Source organism: Massilia sp. R2A-15 (assembly GCF_030704305.1).
In the GTDB taxonomy this organism is placed as follows: Bacteria; Pseudomonadota; Gammaproteobacteria; order Burkholderiales; family Burkholderiaceae_D; genus JAFCUW01.
The window spans coordinates 3077833-3097367 of sequence record NZ_CP131935.1; the positions used below are offsets into that span (position 1 = coordinate 3077833).

The 19535-nt window shown below is 64.6% G+C and carries 14 protein-coding genes; 3 read left to right on the plus strand and 11 right to left on the minus strand.

Annotated features, from left to right (window positions below; genetic code table 11):
• Positions 1-28: 28 nt before the first annotated feature.
• From kdsA to Q4S45_RS14145, 3 genes are all read right to left on the minus strand, one after another.
• Entirely contained in the window at positions 29-880 is an 852-nt protein-coding gene (gene kdsA, locus Q4S45_RS14135; protein WP_305505214.1) for a 3-deoxy-8-phosphooctulonate synthase, read from the minus strand.
• Positions 877-2565 (minus strand): CTP synthase, encoded by a 1689-nt coding sequence (locus Q4S45_RS14140; protein WP_305505216.1) that lies wholly within the window; start codon positions 2563-2565, stop codon positions 877-879. Before Q4S45_RS14140 ends, kdsA begins: the two co-directional genes overlap by 4 nt.
• Before the next feature lie 134 nt (positions 2566-2699).
• Positions 2700-4691, minus strand: a complete 1992-nt coding sequence (locus Q4S45_RS14145) for a S9 family peptidase (protein WP_305505218.1) — start codon at positions 4689-4691, stop codon at positions 2700-2702.
• 207 nt (positions 4692-4898) lie between these two features.
• Between Q4S45_RS14145 and Q4S45_RS14150 the strand changes: the two genes are divergently transcribed.
• Positions 4899-5300, plus strand: coding sequence for a PRC-barrel domain-containing protein (locus tag Q4S45_RS14150; protein WP_305505220.1), 402 nt, complete (start codon positions 4899-4901; stop codon positions 5298-5300).
• A 78-nt stretch (positions 5301-5378) separates the two neighbouring features.
• Here the strand turns inward: Q4S45_RS14150 and Q4S45_RS14155 are convergent, their stop codons facing one another.
• The 3 genes from Q4S45_RS14155 to Q4S45_RS14165 form a co-directional block, all read right to left on the minus strand.
• Complete coding sequence (locus Q4S45_RS14155; protein ID WP_305512093.1) at positions 5379-6248, minus strand: IS3 family transposase; 870 nt, start codon at positions 6246-6248, stop codon at positions 5379-5381.
• Complete coding sequence (locus tag Q4S45_RS14160; RefSeq protein WP_305505222.1) at positions 6245-6556, minus strand: transposase; 312 nt, start codon at positions 6554-6556, stop codon at positions 6245-6247. Before Q4S45_RS14160 ends, Q4S45_RS14155 begins: the two co-directional genes overlap by 4 nt.
• Before the next feature lie 79 nt (positions 6557-6635).
• Positions 6636-7955, minus strand: coding sequence for an amidohydrolase (locus Q4S45_RS14165; protein ID WP_305505224.1), 1320 nt, complete (start codon positions 7953-7955; stop codon positions 6636-6638).
• Between the two features lie 167 nt (positions 7956-8122).
• Between Q4S45_RS14165 and Q4S45_RS14170 the strand changes: the two genes are divergently transcribed.
• Positions 8123-9793, plus strand: a complete 1671-nt coding sequence (locus tag Q4S45_RS14170; RefSeq protein ID WP_374046110.1) for a methyl-accepting chemotaxis protein — start codon at positions 8123-8125, stop codon at positions 9791-9793.
• A 96-nt stretch (positions 9794-9889) separates the two neighbouring features.
• Here Q4S45_RS14170 and Q4S45_RS14175 read toward each other — a convergent pair whose 3' ends face one another.
• The 3 genes from Q4S45_RS14175 to Q4S45_RS14185 all read right to left on the minus strand — a co-directional run bounded on the left by Q4S45_RS14175 (position 9890) and on the right by Q4S45_RS14185 (position 17215).
• Positions 9890-13063, minus strand: a complete 3174-nt coding sequence (locus tag Q4S45_RS14175; protein WP_305505228.1) for an error-prone DNA polymerase — start codon at positions 13061-13063, stop codon at positions 9890-9892.
• A gap of 196 nt (positions 13064-13259) precedes the next feature.
• Positions 13260-14414: an acyltransferase family protein gene (locus tag Q4S45_RS14180; RefSeq protein ID WP_305505230.1), complete on the minus strand. Its 1155-nt coding sequence runs from the start codon at positions 14412-14414 to the stop codon at positions 13260-13262.
• Positions 14415-14521: 107 nt separating this feature from the next.
• Positions 14522-17215, minus strand: a complete 2694-nt coding sequence (locus Q4S45_RS14185; RefSeq protein ID WP_305505232.1) for a TonB-dependent receptor — start codon at positions 17213-17215, stop codon at positions 14522-14524.
• Positions 17216-17567: 352 nt separating this feature from the next.
• On the opposite strand from Q4S45_RS14185, the gene Q4S45_RS14190 reads away from it, so the two are divergent.
• The gene (locus Q4S45_RS14190) at positions 17568-18092 is read left to right on the plus strand and encodes a hypothetical protein (protein WP_305505234.1); all 525 of its coding nucleotides are present in this window, start codon (positions 17568-17570) and stop codon (positions 18090-18092) included.
• Positions 18093-18136: 44 nt separating this feature from the next.
• Here the strand turns inward: Q4S45_RS14190 and Q4S45_RS14195 are convergent, their stop codons facing one another.
• Entirely contained in the window at positions 18137-18976 is an 840-nt protein-coding gene (locus Q4S45_RS14195; RefSeq protein WP_305505235.1) for a PhzF family phenazine biosynthesis protein, read from the minus strand.
• Between the two features lie 9 nt (positions 18977-18985).
• Positions 18986-19528 (minus strand): HEPN domain-containing protein, encoded by a 543-nt coding sequence (locus Q4S45_RS14200; protein ID WP_305505236.1) that lies wholly within the window; start codon positions 19526-19528, stop codon positions 18986-18988.
• Positions 19529-19535: the final 7 nt, after the last annotated feature.

Genomic DNA, 19535 nt, shown 5'->3' on the forward strand with positions numbered 1-19535 from the left:
GGGGGCAGACCCTGGTGTAGCTGGTCGCTTAGAAGCTGGTCTCGAGGAAGCCGGCCTTCTTGACCACGCGGTCGATATCGACCAGGGTCGAGAGCAGCTCCTTCATGCGGCCCAGCGGCATCGCGTTCGGGCCGTCCGACATGGCGACCGCCGGATTCGGGTGGGTCTCCATGAAGAGGCCTGCGATGCCGGCTGCGACCGCGGCGCGCGCCAGCACCGGGATGTGCTCGCGCTGGCCGCCGGACGATGTGCCCTGGCCGCCCGGCAGCTGCACCGAGTGGGTGCCGTCGAAGACGACCGGGCAGTTCGATTCGCGCATGATGGCGAGCGAACGCATGTCCGACACCAGGTTGTTGTAGCCGAACGAGACGCCGCGCTCGCAGGCCATGAAGTTGTCTTCGTTGACGCCGGCGGCGCGTGCCGCCACGCGCGCCTTGTCGATCACGTTCTTCATGTCGCCGGGCGCGAGGAACTGGCCTTTCTTGATGTTGACCGGCAGTCCGGTCTGCGCGCAGGCGACGATGAAGTCGGTCTGGCGGCACAGGAAGGCCGGGGTCTGGATCACGTCGACCACCGCGCACACAGCCGGCAGTTCCTCGATCGTGTGCACGTCGGTCAGGACCGGCACGCCGATCTCGCGCTTGACGTCGGCGAGGATCTCGAGGCCCTTCTCCATGCCGGGGCCGCGGAAGGTGCTGCCCGACGAACGGTTGGCCTTGTCGAAGGACGACTTGTAGATGAACGGGATGCCCAGCGCCGAGGTGATTTCCTTGAGCGTGCCGGCCGTGTCCATCGCCATCTGGCGCGACTCGATCACGCAGGTGCCGGCGATCAGGAAGATCGGCTTATCGAGGCCGACGTCGAATCCGCAAAGCTTCATGCTGCATCTCCTTGCAATGCCGGCTCGGCCACTGGGGCGGCCTGCTTGCCCGCGCCCTTGTGGGCCAGCGCCGCCTTGATGAAGGACGAGAACAGCGGATGGCCGGCGCGCGGGGTGGACTTGAATTCAGGGTGGAACTGCACGCCCATGTACCAGGGGTGCGCGTGCGCGCCCTGGCGCGGCAGCTCCATGATTTCGCACAGGTCTTCGGTCGGGGTGCGTGCGGACACGACCAGGCCGGCCTGCTCGACGCGCGACAGGTAGTGGTTGTTCGCTTCGTAGCGGTGACGATGGCGCTCGGTGACGACGCTGCCGTAGATTTCGGCGGCCAGCGTGCCCGGATTGACCGCGCAAGCCTGCGCGCCCAGGCGCATGGTGCCGCCCAGGTCCGAGCTCTCGTCGCGCTTTTCGACCTTGCCGTCGTGGTTCTGCCACTCGTTGATCAGGGCGACGACCGGCTGGTCGGTTTCAGGGTCGAACTCGGTCGAGTTGGCGTTGGCCATGCCGGCTTCGTGGCGCGCGTATTCGATCAGCGCGACCTGCATGCCCAGGCAGATGCCCAGGTAAGGCACCTTGTTCTCGCGCGCATAGCGGGCGGCCATGATCTTGCCTTCGACGCCGCGCTTACCGAAGCCGCCCGGCACCAGGATTGCATCGTATTTCGCCAGGTGGGCACAGCCCTTGGTCTCGATGTCTTCCGAGTCGAGGTACTCGATGTTGACGCGGCTCTCAGTGTGGATGCCGGCGTGGCGCAGCGCTTCAGTCAGCGACTTGTACGACTCGGTCAGGTCGACGTACTTGCCAACCATGCCGATGGTGACCGACTCCTTCGGGTGCTCGAGCGCGTGAATCAGCTTGGTCCACACCGACAGGTCGGCCGGCTTGGCTTCGATGCCCAGCGCGTCGAGGATGATTTCGTCCAGGCCCTGGTCGTGAAGCACCTGCGGCACCTTGTAGATGGTGTCGACGTCCCACACCGAAATGACGGCCTGTTCTTCGATGTTTGAGAACAGCGAGATCTTGGCGCGCTCGTCGTCCGGGATCGGACGGTCGGCGCGGCACAGCAGCGCGTTCGGCGAGATACCGATCTCGCGCAGCTTCTGCACGCTGTGCTGGGTCGGCTTGGTTTTCAGTTCGCCGGCCGAGGCGATGAACGGCACCAGGGTCAGGTGCACGAAGGCCGAGGACTTGCGGCCGGCGCGCAACGACAGCTGGCGCGCCGCTTCGAGGAAGGGCAGCGACTCGATGTCGCCCACGGTGCCGCCGATTTCAACCAGCGCCACGTCCGCGCCTTCGGCGCCGCGGTAGATGTAATCCTGGATCTCGTTGGTAATGTGCGGGATCACCTGGACCGTCTTGCCCAGGTATTCGCCGCGGCGCTCCTTGCGGATCACCGATTCGTAAATCTGGCCGGTGGTGAAGTTGTTCACCTTCTTCATGCGGGTGCTGATGAAGCGCTCGTAGTGGCCCAGATCGAGGTCGGTTTCAGCGCCGTCGTCGGTGACGAACACTTCACCATGCTGCAATGGGCTCATCGTGCCCGGATCGACGTTGATGTACGGATCGAGCTTGAGCATGGTGACTTTGAGGCCGCGCGATTCGAGGATGGCGGCGAGAGAGGCGGCGGCAATCCCTTTTCCAAGGGAAGACACGACGCCACCGGTGACGAAGACAAATTTGGTCATTGCAGATAGTGCCGAACGGCACGTGCGGGAAATTGAAATTATACCTTAATCCGTGCCAGGCTTCCGCAAGCCAAGGCAAAAAACCACGGCCGGCGGCCTGGGCTGGGGGCGCGGCGGCAGGCCGGCGGCGCCGCTCAAGGGGGTGCAACAGCGCCCGCGCCGGCCTGTCCGGGACGCGGCGCGGCGAGGAACTTCGCGAAAAATTGCTCCAGCCTGGCGTACACCTTCTGCCGGTTCGCCGACAGATAAAAGCCGTGGCCCTCTCCGCTCACCTGCATGTATTCAGGGGGATTGCCGGCCGCGTCCAGGGCGGCGCGCATCGCCTTGCCCTGCGCGACCGGGGTGACGTCGTCGGCGCTGCCATGGATCAGCAGGACGGGCACCTTGATCTGGCCGGCCAGCGCCACCGGAGATTGCTGGCGTTGCTGGGCGGCGTCGTCACCGATATAGCGCTTCAACAGGGCGGCGCCGTCCACTACCGCATCTTTTTCCGAAAATTTGTTGTTGTACAACATTTCAAGATCGTACACACCGGCATAGCCGACCACGCATTTGAACAGCTTCGGCGCGCGCGCCGGCAGCATCATCGCCGAATACGCGCCGAAACTGGCGCCAAAGACGCAGATCCGCGCGGGGTCGGCAAATCCCTGGTCGATCGCCCACTGCACGCCGTCGATCAGGTCCGTCTGAATCTTGCCACCCCATTCCTGGTAGCCGGACTTGATGAAGGCGTCGCCGCGCCCGCCGGAACCGCGGAAATTGACTTGCAGCACCGCGTAGCCGCGGCTGGCAAGAAACTGGGCGTCGGTGTCGAAATACCATGCATCGGCAACGCCATGCGGCCCGCCGTGGGGCAGCAGCACCATCGGCAACGGACCGCCGCCCGCCACGTTCGGCCGGGTCAGGAAACCGTGCAGGCTGAGTCCGTCGCGCGCCTTGAATTCGACCGGGATGCGCGGCGCCATGTCGGCCGGTTCGATATTTTCCAGCCCGCCGAACAGGAAATCTGCGCGGTTGGTGGCGGCGTCGTACAGGTAGAACGAACCGGGGTCGCGGTCGCTGCGCACGGAAAACAAGGTTTTCTGCCGATCCTGGCTGGAATTGAGCAAGGTGACGAAGCCGGCGGGAAACTGCTCGGCCAGCCGGCGGTGCAGTTGCGCCAGCGCCGAGCCGGCGTCGAGGTAATGCAGCTCGAGCTTGTCACCGCCGAGCCAGCCGAGCGGCTCCGCCTTGTCGCTGCCGGCGCCCACCAGCGCGACATTGAACTGCGGGTCGGCGCCCACGGTGCTGACCACACCGGTATCGACGTCGGTGCGGGTCAGGGTCTCCGGCGCGCCGCCGAGCGAAGCGAGCGCATAGAACGCTCGGTTGTCCATCGCGAAGGCGACCGGCCTGGAGTGCGCCTCGCCCACGCTGGTCCGATCTGGCTCCCAGGTCCAGGTGTTGAGATCGAATTTCAGGAACATGGCGTAGCCGTTGCGCGTTGCGCCGTAGGCAAAGCGCGGCTGCTCGTCGTGATCGAGCACCATCGACAAGCCCGGAACGGGCAAACGCAGCAGTTCCTTGCGCGCGCCTGTGACGCTGTCGACTTCGTACAGTTCGCTCGTTTTCCGGTCGAAATTGTAGGCATTCAGGTACACGCGATTGTCGAGCCTGGCCGGCACGCCGGCAATCCAGGCCATCCCCATGTCGCGGCCGCCCCGGCGCAGGAAGCCATACAGGTATTGCTGGTTGCTGCCATCGACGTTGGCCGAGACGATTTCTCCGGTCGGGGTGGGCTCTTCGCGGTCGCCGAAATCGCGCGCCTTGCCGACCACCAGGCGGGTGCTGCTGACCCATTGATATTCGCCCGGCACTTCGAACCTGTCGAGCTTGATACCGGTGACGATCTTGCGGTCCTCGACGCGGATGATGGCGAGCATCGGTGTGCCGCTGCCCCACAGCGCCGGCTGCGTCGTGCTGACGGCGATGTGCTTGCCGTCCGGCGACAGGATCGGGTCGCGGTAGCTGTCCTCGGCAATGAAATGCGCGATCGGGATCAGCCCGGGCGTGGGCGCCGCGCCGCACGCCAAGGGCGCTACCACGGCAACGACGAGTACCGCGATGCGGCGAACTAAATCGGACATGACTCTCCTCGAACGGCGCGCAAGCGCGACAATGAGTTGCGAAACATCAATATTACTATGAGTTAATTAAATTTTTCCTAACTCACACCGCCATTACGAGAATTTTTTGTCATCGCATCATCGCGCGCCGACCGGTTCAGTGTGCGCGAGCGAACAGACCCGATGGCGCGCGCGGGCCATGCTGTCTTTTTTACCACGGAGGCCAACATGTCCTATTTGAATCGCGACACGCTCGGAATGTATTCGAACAAGAATCACAAGGGGCCGGGCCCTGAACTGATGGGCGCCGACACCCTCATTGGCGACCACGTCCACAACCTGAAGAACGAGCACCTGGGTGAGATCAAGGAAATCATGCTTGACATGCGCAGCGGCAAGATCGCCTATGTGGTGATGTCGAGCGGCGGCGTGCTGGGCATCGGCGACAAGCTGTTCGCGGTGCCTTGGGCGGCGCTGACGCTCGACACCGCCAACCATCGGATGACGATGAACATGGACAAGGAAAAGATCGACGCCGCTCCGGGCTTCGACAAGGACAACTGGCCGAACATGGCCGACCAGACCTGGGCCAGCCAGATTCACGGCTACTACGGCACCAGCGGCGTGTAAGCGCTGCGCCGATCCGTTCAGCGGCGGCGACAAGCCCGGGGTCAGGTCTGAGATGCACCGGTTTGGTGGACAGGTTAATTAGCAACACATGTGCTGCGCCTGGACCTGCGCCGGCGTTTTGTAGCCGAGCGATTGATGAAGTCGGATTGTATTGTAGTACACCTCAATATGATCTTTGACGGCGGCAACTGCGGCAGCGTGATCTTCATACACGAAGTGATGCGTCAACTCGTTCTTCAGGTTCGAGAAGAAGCTCTCCGCAACCGCGTTATCGTGACAGTTCCCTTTGCGGCTCATGCTCGCAATTGCGCCCTTCGACTCGAGGTAGTCGCGAAACTTCTTCGAGCCGTAAGGCGATCCCTGATCCGTGTGGCAAACGAGCCCTGGCGGCGGGCGATATCGCTCCATGGCCGCTTCGATCGTCTGCACGGCCAGGGCGGCGGTCTGGCTCGTTCCCATCGCCCAGCCAATGACAGCGTGCGTGGACAAATCCAGGAATATCGACAGATGGCTTATCCCCGTCCGCGTGGTGATTTGCGTCATGTCGCCCACCCACACGCGGTTTGGAACGGCGACCTTGAATTTCCGGTTCACCAGATTCGGGGCTGGCGGTTCTTTTTGTTGCGGTGCTGGTTTGCTTTGCAGTCGTTGGGTTCGAAGCGTCTGAATGCCGGCGCAACGTCGTAGACGTGCCACTCGATTTCGCCCGCATGGATTTTTTTCCGCGCGTAGCACCCGCCACATCTTGATGACGCCTGCAGCGCGCCGGTGTTCCGCGTCGATCTCGTGAAGCCTCGCAATCAAGGCGATGTCCGCGCTATCGCGCGGGCTCATAGGGCGACAGCGCGAGGCATGGTAGCCGCTTCGGCTTACGCCAAGTAAGCGGCACATCAGCCCGACCGGATACATCTCGGCATGCTCGCGAATGAAGGCGTACCTCAGCGCTATCGGCGCATGAAGTACGCCTCGGCTTTTTTTAGAATTTCGAGCTCCAGTGCCAGGCGAAGATTCTCCTTGCGAAGCCGAGTCAGCTCGTCTTCCTCGCCAGCTGGCGGGCGCCCAGGCGGTCGAAACGCCAAGTCCGGGCCGACCAAGTCGACCCGCTTCGCCCATTTATAAAGCTGATTTCGACGCACGCCGAGCTCTCGCGCCAGCGCCGCGGCGTTATCGCATTGCTTCAGACGTTCAACCGCTTGGAGCTTGAACTCCGGGCTAAAGACCTGGTTTTCAGATGATTTTACGAGTTTGGTATCCATGGAACGTATTGTCCCCTATTTGGATGTCCACCAAACTCGGTACATCTCAGGTCCGCAGCACCAGTCCCCCGCCTTCCACTTACTTCTTTGGCGCCATCAGGTCCAGCAGGATCGCCGTCTCGGCCTTGATGGTGTTGGTCACCGTCGGCTTGAAGTCCGGCGCCCACTGCGGCGAATGCGTGCCCGGCAGCGGCTGGCCAGCCTTGGTCGCCGCCTCCAGGCGCGACGCCTCGACCGCGCCCACGTGCAGCAGGATCGCCTTCACGCCCGGCTGCAGGCCATACTGCGAAAAGTCCTCCGACGTCATCTTGGACGGCATCTCCTTCACAAACTCGGGACCCACCGCGCCCTGCACCACCTTGACCACGCGGCCGACCAGCTCCGGCTCGTTATAGACCGAATCGGTGCCCGGCTTGACTTCCACCAGCGGCTCCTTCGGCGCGCCCGCGGCGATCGCCTCGCCCTTCGCTTCGCGCGCAATGCTGGCCAAGACGCGCTTGCGCACCTCCGGCCGGAAGGTGCGCACCGACAGTTGCAGCTTGACCTGGTCCGGGATGATGTTGGCCACGGTGCCGCCCTGGATGCTGCCCACGGTGATGACGACCGGGTCGAGCGGGTTGTTCTCGCGCGAGACGAGGGTCTGCAGGGCCAGCACGAGGCGCGAGGCCATCACGATCGGGTCGCGCGTTTCGTGCGGCACCGCGCCGTGCCCGCCCTGGCCGAACATGGTGATGTTGACGACGTCGGACGAGGCGCGGAAGGCGCCGGCGTGATACATGATCGTGCCCGACGCCCCGCTCGCGTCGTCATGCATCGACAGCGCGTAGTCAGGCTTGGGGAAGCGGGTGAACAGGCCGTCCTTGAGCATCGCCGCCGCGCCCGACACCGTCTCTTCGGCCGGCTGGCCCACCAGCATCAGCGTGCCGCTCCACTGCTTGCGGTTTTCCGCCATCAGCTTGGCGGTGCCGTACCAGGCCGACATGTGCAGGTCGTGGCCGCAGGCGTGCATCACCGGGATGGTCTCGCCGGCGGCGTTTTTGGCCGTGGCGGTGCTGGCGAACGGCAGGCCGGTCTTCTCCTGCACCGGCAAGGCGTCGATCTCGGTGCGCAGCATCACGGTCGGCCCCGGGCCGTTGCGCAGCAGGGCCACCACGCCGGTGCCGCCAACGCCGGTGGTCACTTCGAAGCCGAGGCCCTTGGCCAGCGCAGCCAGCCGGGCGGCGGTATGTTGCTCGTTAAAGGCCAGTTCGGGCGTGCGGTGCAGATCCTGGTACAGCGTTTCGATTGCCGGATAGGACGCGTTGAGCTGGTCGGCCATGGTTTTCGGCAGTGGAGCGGCGTTGGCGGCGCCGCTGGCGGCCAGTGCAAGGAGGAGAATGTGGCGGGAAACAGAGGTCATGGGAGCGCTATCAAAGTGGTTGAGGGTCAAACGATGTGCATCTGCAACATTTGTGGAAATCTAGCCGATAAATTCTATCAGGAAATGAAAGTTGCCGTAGAACACTGTAAAATAGTGGGTTCAATTTTGGCAAAATTGCCACGCTAAAGAAAGTTATCATGTTTTCGATGTCTAATATGAAAGTTGGCACCCGGCTCGCCGTGGGCTTCGCCCTGATCCTCGCGATGACCGTGTTCATTGCCGTGACGGGCGCCTGGCGCCTGAACGACGTGGCGAAATCGACCCACGTCATGATGGACCAGCCGCTGGCCAAGGAACGCCTGTTTACCGACTGGTACGGCCAGAATTTCGGCGCCATCCGCCGCACTGCGGCAATCATGAAGAGCAGCGACCCGGCGCTGGGCGCGTATTTCAAGGAAGACGCCGCCACCACCGCCCAGCAGGTCATCGAGCTGGTCAAGAAGGTCGAGCCGATGATCCAGGCGCCTGACGAAAAGGCGCTGTACGCGAAGATCATCGCGCAGCGCAAGATCTACATCGAAGCGCGCGAAGCGGCGATGAAGGCCAAGGCCGCCGGCGACAACGAGACCGCCGTCAAGGTGCTCGACGAAGCGTACACGCCGCGCGCCAAGGTCTACCAGGACCTGCTGATGGAGATGGTCACGCTGCAGCGCAGCCATATCGATTCGACGGCCAAGGCGATCGACGACACCGCCGGCATCAGCACCACCCTGATCGCCGTTCTCACGGCCGGCGCGGTGGCGCTGGGCGTGGCCGGGTCGTGGCTGCTGACGGTTGGCATCACGCGGCCGATCCGCCAGGCGGTCGAGCTGGCGGAAACCGTCGCCGGCGGCGACCTGACGCGCACCATCGGCGCCTCCGGCAAGGATGAAACCGCGGCCCTGCTGCGCGCGCTCGGCCACATGAACGACAGCCTGGTGAAGATCGTCAGCGAAGTACGCGGCGGCACCGACGCGATCGCCACCGCGTCGGGCGAAATCAGCGCCGGCAACCACGACCTGTCGGCGCGCACCGAGCAGCAGGCCAGCTCGCTCGAAGAGACCGCGGCGTCGATGGAGGAACTGACCTCGACGGTCAAGCAGAACGCCGACAATGCGCGCCAGGCCAACCAGCTGTCGATCACGGCGTCGGACTACGCCGCACAGGGCGGCGCGGTGGTCGGCCAGGTGATCGTGACGATGGGATCGATCAACGAGTCGGCGCGCAAGATCGTCGACATCATCGGTGTCATCGACGGCATCGCCTTCCAGACCAACATCCTCGCGCTGAACGCGGCGGTGGAAGCGGCGCGCGCCGGCGAGCAGGGGCGCGGCTTCGCCGTTGTCGCATCCGAAGTGCGCACGCTGGCCCAGCGTTCGGCGGCGGCGGCCAAGGAAATCAAGACGCTGATCGGCGACTCGGTCGAGAAGGTCGACGCCGGCGCCAAGCTGGTCGACCAGGCCGGCGCGACGATGGACCAGGTGGTGTCGAGCATTCGCCGCGTCACCGACATCGTGAGCGAGATCGCGCTGGCCAGCCAGGAGCAGACCGACGGCATCGAGCAGGTCAACCAGGCGATCGGGCAGATGGACCAGGTGACGCAGCAGAACGCGGCTCTGGTGGAAGAATCGGCGGCGGCGGCCGAATCGATGCAGGAGCAGGCCGGCAAGCTGGCGCAGGTGGTCGGCGTGTTCAAGCTTGATCGTTCGACCGGAAAGACAGAGCCGATGCTGCGCGCGGCAGCGCCGGCGCGTCCGGCCCGCGTGGCGCCGGTGGCCCGCGCGATCGCGGCGCCGAAGCGCGCCGCGCGTGGCGGCGACGACTGGGAAGAGTTCTAAATGAAGTTTGGGGACTGGTCCTGCGGACCTGTCCCCATCTTCAGAGTCGACGCAAAATGGGGACAGGTCCGCAGGACCAGTTCCCTTTTTCCATAATCAGCAAAAGTCGCGGCTTTGCGTGCCAAGGCGCCCCAGCAAATGCGACATGTCCACCAGCCGCTTGGCCACCAGGTGGCGCACCTCCCCTTCCCTCTGCCAGACCCCGTACACGCCCAATAACGGCGCGCGCAGCACTTCGCGGCGCTGCTCCTCCACCAGCTTGGGCCACACGATCAGATTGATGTTGCCCGTCTCGTCTTCCAGCGTCATGAACAGCACGCCCTTGGCCGTCCCGGGCCGCTGGCGTACCGTGACGATGCCGCAGGCGCGCGCCAGCTGGCCGTTCTGGTAGTCGTTCAGCACCGCCGCCGGCATGAAGCGCTGCTTGAGCAACTGCGGGCGCAGCAGCGCCAGCGGATGACGGCCCAAGGTCAATCCCTGCGAGCGGTAGTCGCCGACGATCTCGTCGCCCTCGGACGGCGCGCGCAGCCGCGGCGCCTCCTCCTGCGGCGTGGTCGGGCGCAGCAGGTCCTTGTCCGGCACCGCGCCGACCGCCTGCCACAGCGCCTGGCGCCGGTTGCCGGCCAATGAAGCGAGCGCGTTCGACGCGGCCAGCACCTGCAGGTCGCCGCGGTCGAGCCCCGCCCTGCGCGCCAGGTCGGCCACGTCGGTGAACGGCCGGATCGCGCGCGCGTCCTCGATGCGCGCCGCCACTTCCCGGCTCATGCCGCGCTGCAGGGACATCCCGAGCCGCACCGCCGGCTGGCGCGTGCGGGTGTCGTCGAATTCTTCGAGTGTCGAATCCCAGTCGCTGACGGCGATGTCGATCGGCCGCACCTCGATGCCGTGGCGGCGCGCATCCTGCACCAGCTGCGACGGACTGTAGAAGCCCATCGGCTGGCTGTTCAGGAGCGCGCACAGGAAGGCGCCCGGCTCGTGGCGCTTCATCCACGCGCTGGCGTAGGCCAGCAGCGCGAAGCTGGCCGCGTGCGATTCGGGGAAGCCGTATTCGCCGAAGCCCTGGATCTGGGCGAAGATCGACTCGGCGAATTCGAGCGTGTAGCCGCGTTCGAGCATGCCGCCGACGATGCGCTCGTAGTATTTTTCCAGGCCGCCCTTGCGCTTCCACGCCGCCATCGCGCGCCGCAACTGGTCGGCCTCGCCCGGCGTGAAGCCGGCCGCCAGGATCGCCACCTGCATCACCTGCTCCTGGAAGATCGGCACGCCGAGCGTGCGTTCGAGCGCCGCGCGGATCTCGGGTTTCGGATAGACCACCTCCTCCAGGCCCTGGCGCCGGCGCAGGTAAGGATGCACCATGCCGCCCTGGATCGGGCCGGGGCGCACCACCGCCACTTCGATCACCAGGTCGTAGAACACGCGCGGTCGCATGCGCGGCAGCATGCTCATTTGCGCGCGCGACTCGATCTGGAATACGCCGACCGTGTCGGCCGCGCACATCATGTCGTAGGTGGGCGTGTCGTCGTGCGGGATGTCCTGCATCTCGAACACGGTGCCGTGGCGCGTGCTGATTAATTCGAGGCCGCGGCGCAGCATCGAAAGCATGCCCAGCGCCAGCACGTCGACCTTCATCAGGCCAAGCTCCTCGAGGTCGTTCTTGTCCCACTGGATGACGCTGCGCTCGGCCATCGCGGCGTTCTCGATCGGCACCAGGCGCGACAGCTTGCCTTGGGCGATGACGAAACCGCCCGGATGCTGCGACAGGTGGCGCGGGAAGCCGAGCAGCAGCTGCGCCAGCGTGGCCCATTGCTGCGCCAGGCCGGACTCGGGATCGAGGCCGCTTTCGGCCAGCCGGTTCACCAGGTCCTGCTTGCTGTCGAACCAGTGGTGGGTCTTGGCCACCTTCTCGACGATGGCCAGGTCGATGCCGAGCGCGCGGCCGCTGTCGCGCAGCGCGCTCTTGGGCCGGTAGCTGATCACCACCGCGGCCAGCGCGGCGCGGGTGCGGCCGTATTTGTTGTAGATGTACTGGATCACCTCCTCGCGCCGCTGATGCTCGAAGTCGACGTCGATGTCGGGCGGCTCGTTGCGCTCCTTCGAGATGAAGCGCTCGAACAGCAGGTTGGCGCGGGCCGGGTCGACCTCGGTGATGCCCAGGCAGTAGCACACCGCCGAATTGGCGGCCGAGCCGCGGCCCTGGCACAGGATGTTGTTGGAGCGGGCGAAGCGCACGATGTCGTAGACGGTCAGGAAGTACTGCTCGTAGCGCATCTCGCCGATCAGCGCCAGCTCGTGTTCGAGCTGCTGCTGCACCTTGGCCGGGATGCCCTCGCGGAAGCGCCGGTGCGCGCCGATGTAGGTTTCGCTGCGCAGGTAGCTGGCCGCCGTGTGGCCGGCGGGGACGACTTCGTTCGGGTATTCGTAGCGCAGTTCGTCGAGCGAGAAGGTGCACAGGCGCGCGATGCGCAGCGTTTCGGCCAGCACCTCGGGCGCGTAGATGTTGGCCAGGCGCAGGCGCGCGCGCAGGTGCTGCTCGGCGTTCTGGGCCAGCTGGTAGCCGCATTCGGCCACCGGCTTGCCGATGCGGATCGCCGACAGCGTGTCCTGCAAGGGCTTCCTCGAACGGACGTGCATGACCACGTGGCCGACCGCGGTGATCGGCAGCGCGTGCTGCCACGCCACCTCCTCGATGGTGGCCCGGTGGGCGTCGTCGTAGGCGCGGTGCAGCAGGTTCAGGCCGATCCAGGCGCGGCCCGGAAAGGTCGCGGCCATCCACGCCGCCTGCGCGTGCAGGCGATCGACGTCGGCGGCGTCGTGGCCGGGATAGGCCGGCAGCAGGATCGCCAGGCAGTCGGGCATCTGCTTCAGGTGCGCGAGCGCAGGCGGCGGCGCGGCGAAATCGGCGGGCGTGAGCAGGTAGGTGCCCTTGTCGCCGCGGGTGCGGCCGATCGTGACCAGCTCGGACAGGTTGCCGTAGCCGTTGCGGTTTTGCGCCAGCAGGATCAGCGACAGCGCGGGGCTGCCGTCCGGATTCTGCAGGTGGAAATGGGCGCCGACCAGCAGCGGCAGCGCGGCTTTTTTCGCTTCGGCGTGGGCGCGCACCACGCCGGCGAGCGAGCATTCGTCGGTCAGCGCCAGCGCCGAGTAGCCCAGCTGGACGGCGCGCGCGACCAGCTCCTCGGCGTGCGAGGCGCCTTGCAGGAAGGAGAAGTTCGACAGGCAGAACAGCTCGGCATAGTCGGGCAAGCCAGCCGCGGGGAGGAAAGCAGGCATCGGGAAGCAAGAATACTGTATATAAACACAGTATAGCCTACGGGCGCGGCCAGACAAGAAAATGCCTGAAAGCGCGGCCCAACCGGCAGGCCGGGGTCAGACCCGCTTCTTATTTGGCCGCTGCCGCCTTTATCTTTCGAAAAAACGGGTCTGACCCATGGGCGGGTCTGCCCCCATGGGCGGGCTGCCTCGACTGCTAGACCTTGACGAACCACTTCTTCCGCCACATCAGCCAGGCGACGCCGAACATGGCGGCGTTGAACGCCAGCGCATGCAACAGCGATGCGTTGACCGGCGCGATCGGCAGCGCGCCAATCGGCGCATACAGCAGCCGCCCCAGCGCGATCTTGCCGCCGTCCGGCTGCGCCAGCTTGATGAAGCCGAGCATCTTGGCGACGAAGCCGGAGAAGGCGAAAATGAACAGCGCGTTCATGCCGTAGATCAGCAGCGGCGTGCTCAGGCGCCGGGCGCGCTCGCGCAACGCCGCATGCGGATTGGCGTCGAGCAGCCAGAAGAAGGCGCCGAACGCCAGCAAGGCCCAGCCGGTCATCCATACCGCGTACGACGGCGTCCACAGACTTTTGTTAATCGGCATCAGCAGCGCGTCGGCCACACTGCCCACCGCCAGGCAGGCCAGGCCGGCAAGCATCATCCACACCGTCTGCTCGCCGCGGGAGTAGCGAGACAGCAGCCAGCGCCCCGCCAGCACGCCGGCCAGCTGGCTGCACAGCGCCGGCAAGGTACTGGTCACGCCTTCCGGGTCCCAGCTCTTCGATTTGACCCACAGGTGGCCGTCGAGCAGCCAGCGGTCGACGAAGGCGCCGAAGTCGCGCCCCGGCTCGAGCGCGCCGGCCGCCCACACGCCGTGCACGTCGGGCACCGGGACATACAGCATCAGGCCGGCGTACAGGGCGAGCAAAAAAGCGATCACGGCGAGCTGCGCGCGCCAACCGAGGTAGACCACGATCGGCGCCGCCAGCAGCGTGCACACGGCGATGCGCTGCAGCACGCCGGGGATGCGCACCGTGGCCAGGTTGAAGTTGGGGATGAAGTTCAGGGTGAAGCCGATCAGGAAGATCAGGGTGGCGCGCCAGGCCAGCTTGCCCAGCAGGGCCGGCTTGGCGGCGCCGGCGGCGGCGAGCCGGCCGAGCGACAAGGCCATCGACACGCCGCCGATAAACAGGAAGAAGGGAAAGATGGTGTCGGTGAAGGTCCAGCCGTTCCATTCGGCGTGGTCGAGCTGGGCGTACAGGTGGCTCCAGTCGCCAGGGTTGTTGACCAGGACCATCGCGGCGATCGTGAAACCGCGGAACGCGTCCAGCGACGCGAGCCGTTGTTGTTGCAAGTTCATGCCTATGCCTCTATGCGGAAAAGTGTGTGCCGGTTGCTGCGCCCCCATTGCGAGGGCCGGCACGGAAAATGGGCGGCCCGGCCGCGGACCGCCCATCGGCCGAAGGCTTAGTACTTCATGCGCAGGTTCAGGTAGTACTGGCGGCCGTTTTCACGGAACGCGCGCGGCTGCTCTTCGTTGAACGCATACGCCTTGCTGATCGGGTTGTTCAGGTTCAGCGCATCGAGCGACAGCGACAGGTTCTCCGACAGCTTGTACTGCAGCGACGCCGACAGCGTCTTGAAAGGCGCGTTCTGCGTCGTCGGACCGGTCCGGTTGATGCTGATGATGTAGTCGGAGCGGCCGTTGTAGGCCAGGCGCGCGCTGAACTTGTCGTCCTCGTAGTAGGCGCCGATGTTGTAGGTGTGCTTCGACTGGCCCTTCATGCGAGCGCCGTCGGCATCCTTCGAATCGGCATAGGTGTAGTTGGCGTTGAAGCCGAACCCGGCGCCGATCGGCTGCTCGTAGGCGAACTCGACACCCTGCACGCGGGCCGAGATGGCGCCTGGCGAGGTGACCGTGTAGGTGTCGTCCTTGTTGGTGGTGGTGTTATACAAGGTGACGCTGGTGTCGCCGAACTTCACGTAGTCGTGGATGTTCGAATGGAACACGCCGGCCGACAGCAAGGCGCGCGGCGCAAAGTACCAGGCCATCGACGCATCGATATTGTCGGAGGTGGTCGGCTTCAGGTTCGGGTTGCCGCCAGTGGCCTTGTGGGTCAGGTTGTCGACGCCGCTGATGGCGCCGGCCAGGTCCGCATAGTCGGCGCGCGACAGCGTGCGGTTCAGGGCGACGCGGCCGATCCAGCCATGGTCGAGCTCGTAGCGCAGGTTCAGGCTAGGCAGGAAGTTGGTGTAGGTGTTGGTGATCGGCGCCTGGTAGACGGTGCCGTAGATCGAGGTCGTGACCGCGCCCGGCACGGACGGGCATGGCTGGAGCGCGGGGCAGACCGCGCCGGCGACCGGAATGTTGACCAGCGCTTCCTCTTTGGTCTTGACCGCGCGCACGCCGACGTTACCGGACAGCTTGTCGGCTTCGAATTCGGTCATCACATAGGCGGCCGCATTTTTCTCGGTCAGCTTGAATTCCGAGCGCAGCAGTTCACGGCGCAGCGGATCGGCGTCGAGATTGCCGTCTTTCCACTTCTGCAGGTCGGCCGCGCCGATGAACCAGCCGTTGCGCGGGAACGCGCCGCCGATGTTGCTGCCGAAATCGGACGGATAGACCGAGCCATCCCATGGCGGCAAGGTGTCGGTCAGCAGCGCCGGCGCGATCTGGTGCAGTTCGCGCGTGTGGCTCGAATAGCGCGCGCCGAACTTGACGCGGTTGAACATGCCCTGGGCCAGGCGGTAGGTGAAGTCGAGCTGGCCGTTCGATTCCTTGTCGAGCGTGTCGATGCTGGTGCCGCCGGCGCCGGTCAGCACGATGTTCGGGTTCTTGAAGTTCGACACGTCGAGCGAGCCGTATGACACGTCGGCGGCGTGGCTCATGCCGTACAGGGTGTAGGCCGAAGCGCTGTTGTAGACGTTCACCTCGACCGAGTTCTGCTTCGGCGTCTTGCCCTCGCCCTTGGTGTAACCGACCTGCGCCTGCACGTCCAGGTCGTTGGTCACGCGGTACTTGGCGTTCAGGTCGAGGAAGGCGCTGGTCGAGCGGGCGCCGTCGCGCACGTAGCTTTCCACCACTTCCGACGGCGGCGTCGAATCGTCGACGTACGGGCCCTGGTTCGGCAGCGTCAGGCGGTTGATCGTCTTGCCGCTTGGCGACAGGGCGTACTGGAAATTCTGCACGCCGTTGCCGCTGCCGATCGCGTCGGAGAAGTCGGTCATGTGATTGCGGTTGTAGTTGGTCGCGTCGAGCGTGGCGACCATGCCGGTCACGCCAATGGTCAGGTCGCGCATCGGTTTCGCTTCCAGCGCCAGCATGCCGCCCTTGCGTTCGCGCACGCCGTCGAACAGTGCCGAACCGATCAGGCCGCTGTAGGCGACACCGGCCAGTTCAGGGTGCGCCTTGGCCAGCGTGCTGGTCGGCGAAATGGTGCGCCAGTCGAGATGCTCCTGCGAATCGCGGCGGATCGCGCGCTTCTCCGAGAAGCCCTGGGCCATCACGCCGAAGGTGTTGGCGTCGTTCTTCCAGTTGACCAGCGCGCTCACTTGCGGATCGGTCTTCTTCGGCAGGTCGGCGTAGACCGCGCCGATCGACGCTTCCATCGTCAGCTGCTTTTTGAAATCGAGCGGGCGGCGCGAAATGATATCGACCGTGCCGATCAGGCCGCCTTCGACGATGTCCGCCTGGGCCGACTTGTAGACGATCACCTGGCTGACCAGCTCCGACGGCAGCAGCGCAAAGCCGACGCTGCGCCCACTGCTGGTCTGGTCGGCCACGTGCCAGTCGCCGCTGCTGACCGAGTGGCCGTTGAGCGTGGTCAGGGTCAGGCTCGGCGAGGTGCCGCGCAGCGAGACGCGCTCGGCTTCGTCGAACTGGCCGGCCGAGGTGGCGCCGATGTTGACGCCGGGCAGGCGCTGGACCGCATCGGCAACGTTCTTGTCGGGCATCTTGCCGATGTCCTCGGCCGAGACCACCTCGACGCTGGCGCCGGCGTTCTTCTTCGTATCGATCGACTTCTGCTTCGATGCGCGAATGCCGGTGATGGCGACGACCGCCACGTCCGGTTGCGCGCCCTGTTCCTGCACCGTCGCCTGCTGTGCGAACGACGGCGCCGCCGCCAGCGTCAGCAGCGCTGCCGAGATTGCGATCGCCATTGGTTTTTTGCCTGCCCTCATATCTCCACCTTTTTTATCATGCCCAACAAGAAAATCGGCTTTTGCCGCGTGTCAACATTAGTATGTTACTACCAGTTCAATACCGACAATGTTGACGCACGGCATGATAAAATGTATGTCTGCCATGATTTTAGGTTATGCAATATTTGAAGAGATTTGCGTGGCAGCGGATACCACTCAATCGGGCAAGCCGGTCGCTGGGGGGAAGGAGGACATGTAAAGGAAGAATGCTGAATATAAACACAGCATGGAGCATCGATGCGGCGAAGCAGATGCTTTTCATGATGCAAACTTGCTATAATTTCCTAAAATAAACATTACTCAAGAGGAAATGATGAAGCTGATCAAAGCGTTGGGCCTGGCTGTGCTGATCGCAACTTGCAGTGAATCATATGCCGTGGCGCCCGCCGCCGCGCCGGCCGTCATCACCAACGGCCACGTGCGCGCCGTCACCGATCTGATGGCGGCGATGCAGATGGAGAAAATGATGCGCTCGGTGACCGGCTCGAGCCGCTACGCCAGCGAGCAGCAGCGCGCCGCCGCCTACGCCAAGCTCGAGAAAGTGCCGAAGGAGCAAATCTACGCGCGCCTGGCCTATCCCCTGGCCCGCACCATCAGCGCGGAGACGGCCGCCGAGATGGCGCGCTTCTATTCTTCCACCTACGGCAAGAAGCTGGTCTACCTGATGTACAACAGCCGCCCCAGCTTCGGCGAGCCGGCCCGCCCCACCCCGACCGCAGCCGAACGCAAGGACATGCAGCGCCCGGCCTTCATCAAGGCCAGCAAGGCGCTGGCGGATGCGGAGGGCGTCATCCGCCACGAAGGGTTTGTGCTGCTGCAGGCGATCGCGAAGTAATCAGGTCGACGTGTTGGCGGCGCAGATCGGCCGGACCTGCGCCGTCACCAACTGAGCTCGCCCTTCCCCAGCACGATCACCCTGCCCCCTACTTCCACCTTCCCCTGCTCGACATCGAGCGTCAGCACGCTTGGCCGATTGATCGCCGTCGCCTGCCGCACGATCGCATGCAGCGGTCGATCGCCTTGCGTCAGCAGCCACCATGCGCCAAGGTTCGCGCAGGCCGAACCGGTGCCGGGATCCTCGCTGATGCTGTTTTCGCCTGTCATCCAGAAATAGCGGCTCTCGAATCCTTCCGCGGTGCGCGCGAACACGTAGGTCTTCGGCTGACCCGCCGTGTTCCGGCTCCATTGCGCCATCAGCGAAGCGACCGGCCGGCACGCGTGCACATGTTCGACCGACGCGAGCTCGATCATCGGCTGCTCGGTGCCGCAGTCCATCCAGTACGCCGGGCCGACGATGGCGTTCGCGGGCAATCCGAGCATGGCCGCCAGTTCGGCCGATGTCGCTTCCATCAGGCGATGGCGGGCGGCATTCGCCGACAGCGTCCAGCGGCCGTCGCGCCGGCGCACGGGAATCACGCCGCCTTTCATCTCGATGCTGAAGCGCTCTCCCGCGCGCAGCAGATCGCTGACCACCTGCGCCGAGCCGAGGGTCGGATGGCCGGCAAACGGCATCTCGTAGGTCGGCGTGAAGATCCGCACGCGGGCTGCGGCGACGGTCGACGGCAGCAGGAAGGTGGTCTCCGACAGGTTGAACTGGCGCGCGACAGCCTGCATGTCGGCGTCGGACAGACCGGATCCGTCTTCGATGACGGCCAATGGATTGCCGCCGAACGTGGTTTCGGCGAAAACGTTAAGGAGCTGGTAGCGGATAGCGGGCATGTCGATGGATCAGGTGGACTTCGCGATAAACAAATCGGTGGCTTTCACCAAATCGCGGATGAAGCGAATGAGTTTTTCAAGGTCGTCCCTCTTGACTAAATGGGCCGCCGGCGATCCGGCGTTGACTGGCTTCGAGCGATGCACGGCGTCGCCACGCTTGGACATCCAGGCATTCAACGTCGTTCGCGCCTTCTCCGGCTCGTAGTTAGCCCACGCCCAACCTTCCGTCACATCAATCCCAAGGTATTCATGAAAAATCCGCTTGGTCTTGTCGGAACTGGGATTATGAAATTGCTTCAGGTCGTGCTTCAGTTTGTTCATCACGAAGTCGCCGACGTAGCTCCCGGCCACCACTCCAAGTTTCTTGCTCATTTCCTCCAGCAGGCGGTCCTCGACGTAGGTCTCCCACGCCGTCAGCGCCATAACGAGCCCAGCCCGCTTCAGCACCTCGGCGTTGGCCGGCGGCGGCTTGCCGTTGATGGCGTCGAAATGGGCCAATAGTTCTTCGGCATCCCTAATGCCATTCTCAAATCCTTGCAATGCGCGCGACATGAATACC

What these genes read in the sequence shown, in the direction of transcription:
- kdsA (WP_305505214.1), bottom strand. Translation starts at nt 880, where the DNA reads ATGAAGCTTTGCGGATTCGACGTCGGCCTCGATAAGCCGATCTTCCTG.
- Q4S45_RS14140 (WP_305505216.1), bottom strand. Translation starts at nt 2,565, where the DNA reads ATGACCAAATTTGTCTTCGTCACCGGTGGCGTCGTGTCTTCCCTTGGA.
- Q4S45_RS14145 (WP_305505218.1), bottom strand. Translation starts at nt 4,691, where the DNA reads ATGTCCGATTTAGTTCGCCGCATCGCGGTACTCGTCGTTGCCGTGGTA.
- Q4S45_RS14150 (WP_305505220.1), top strand. Translation starts at nt 4,899, where the DNA reads ATGTCCTATTTGAATCGCGACACGCTCGGAATGTATTCGAACAAGAAT.
- Q4S45_RS14160 (WP_305505222.1), bottom strand. Translation starts at nt 6,556, where the DNA reads ATGGATACCAAACTCGTAAAATCATCTGAAAACCAGGTCTTTAGCCCG.
- Q4S45_RS14165 (WP_305505224.1), bottom strand. Translation starts at nt 7,955, where the DNA reads ATGACCTCTGTTTCCCGCCACATTCTCCTCCTTGCACTGGCCGCCAGC.
- Q4S45_RS14170 (WP_374046110.1), top strand. Translation starts at nt 8,123, where the DNA reads ATGTCTAATATGAAAGTTGGCACCCGGCTCGCCGTGGGCTTCGCCCTG.
- Q4S45_RS14175 (WP_305505228.1), bottom strand. Translation starts at nt 13,063, where the DNA reads ATGCCTGCTTTCCTCCCCGCGGCTGGCTTGCCCGACTATGCCGAGCTG.
- Q4S45_RS14180 (WP_305505230.1), bottom strand. Translation starts at nt 14,414, where the DNA reads ATGAACTTGCAACAACAACGGCTCGCGTCGCTGGACGCGTTCCGCGGT.
- Q4S45_RS14185 (WP_305505232.1), bottom strand. Translation starts at nt 17,215, where the DNA reads ATGGCGATCGCAATCTCGGCAGCGCTGCTGACGCTGGCGGCGGCGCCG.
- Q4S45_RS14190 (WP_305505234.1), top strand. Translation starts at nt 17,568, where the DNA reads ATGATGAAGCTGATCAAAGCGTTGGGCCTGGCTGTGCTGATCGCAACT.
- Q4S45_RS14195 (WP_305505235.1), bottom strand. Translation starts at nt 18,976, where the DNA reads ATGCCCGCTATCCGCTACCAGCTCCTTAACGTTTTCGCCGAAACCACG.
- Q4S45_RS14200 (WP_305505236.1), bottom strand. Translation starts at nt 19,528, where the DNA reads ATGTCGCGCGCATTGCAAGGATTTGAGAATGGCATTAGGGATGCCGAA.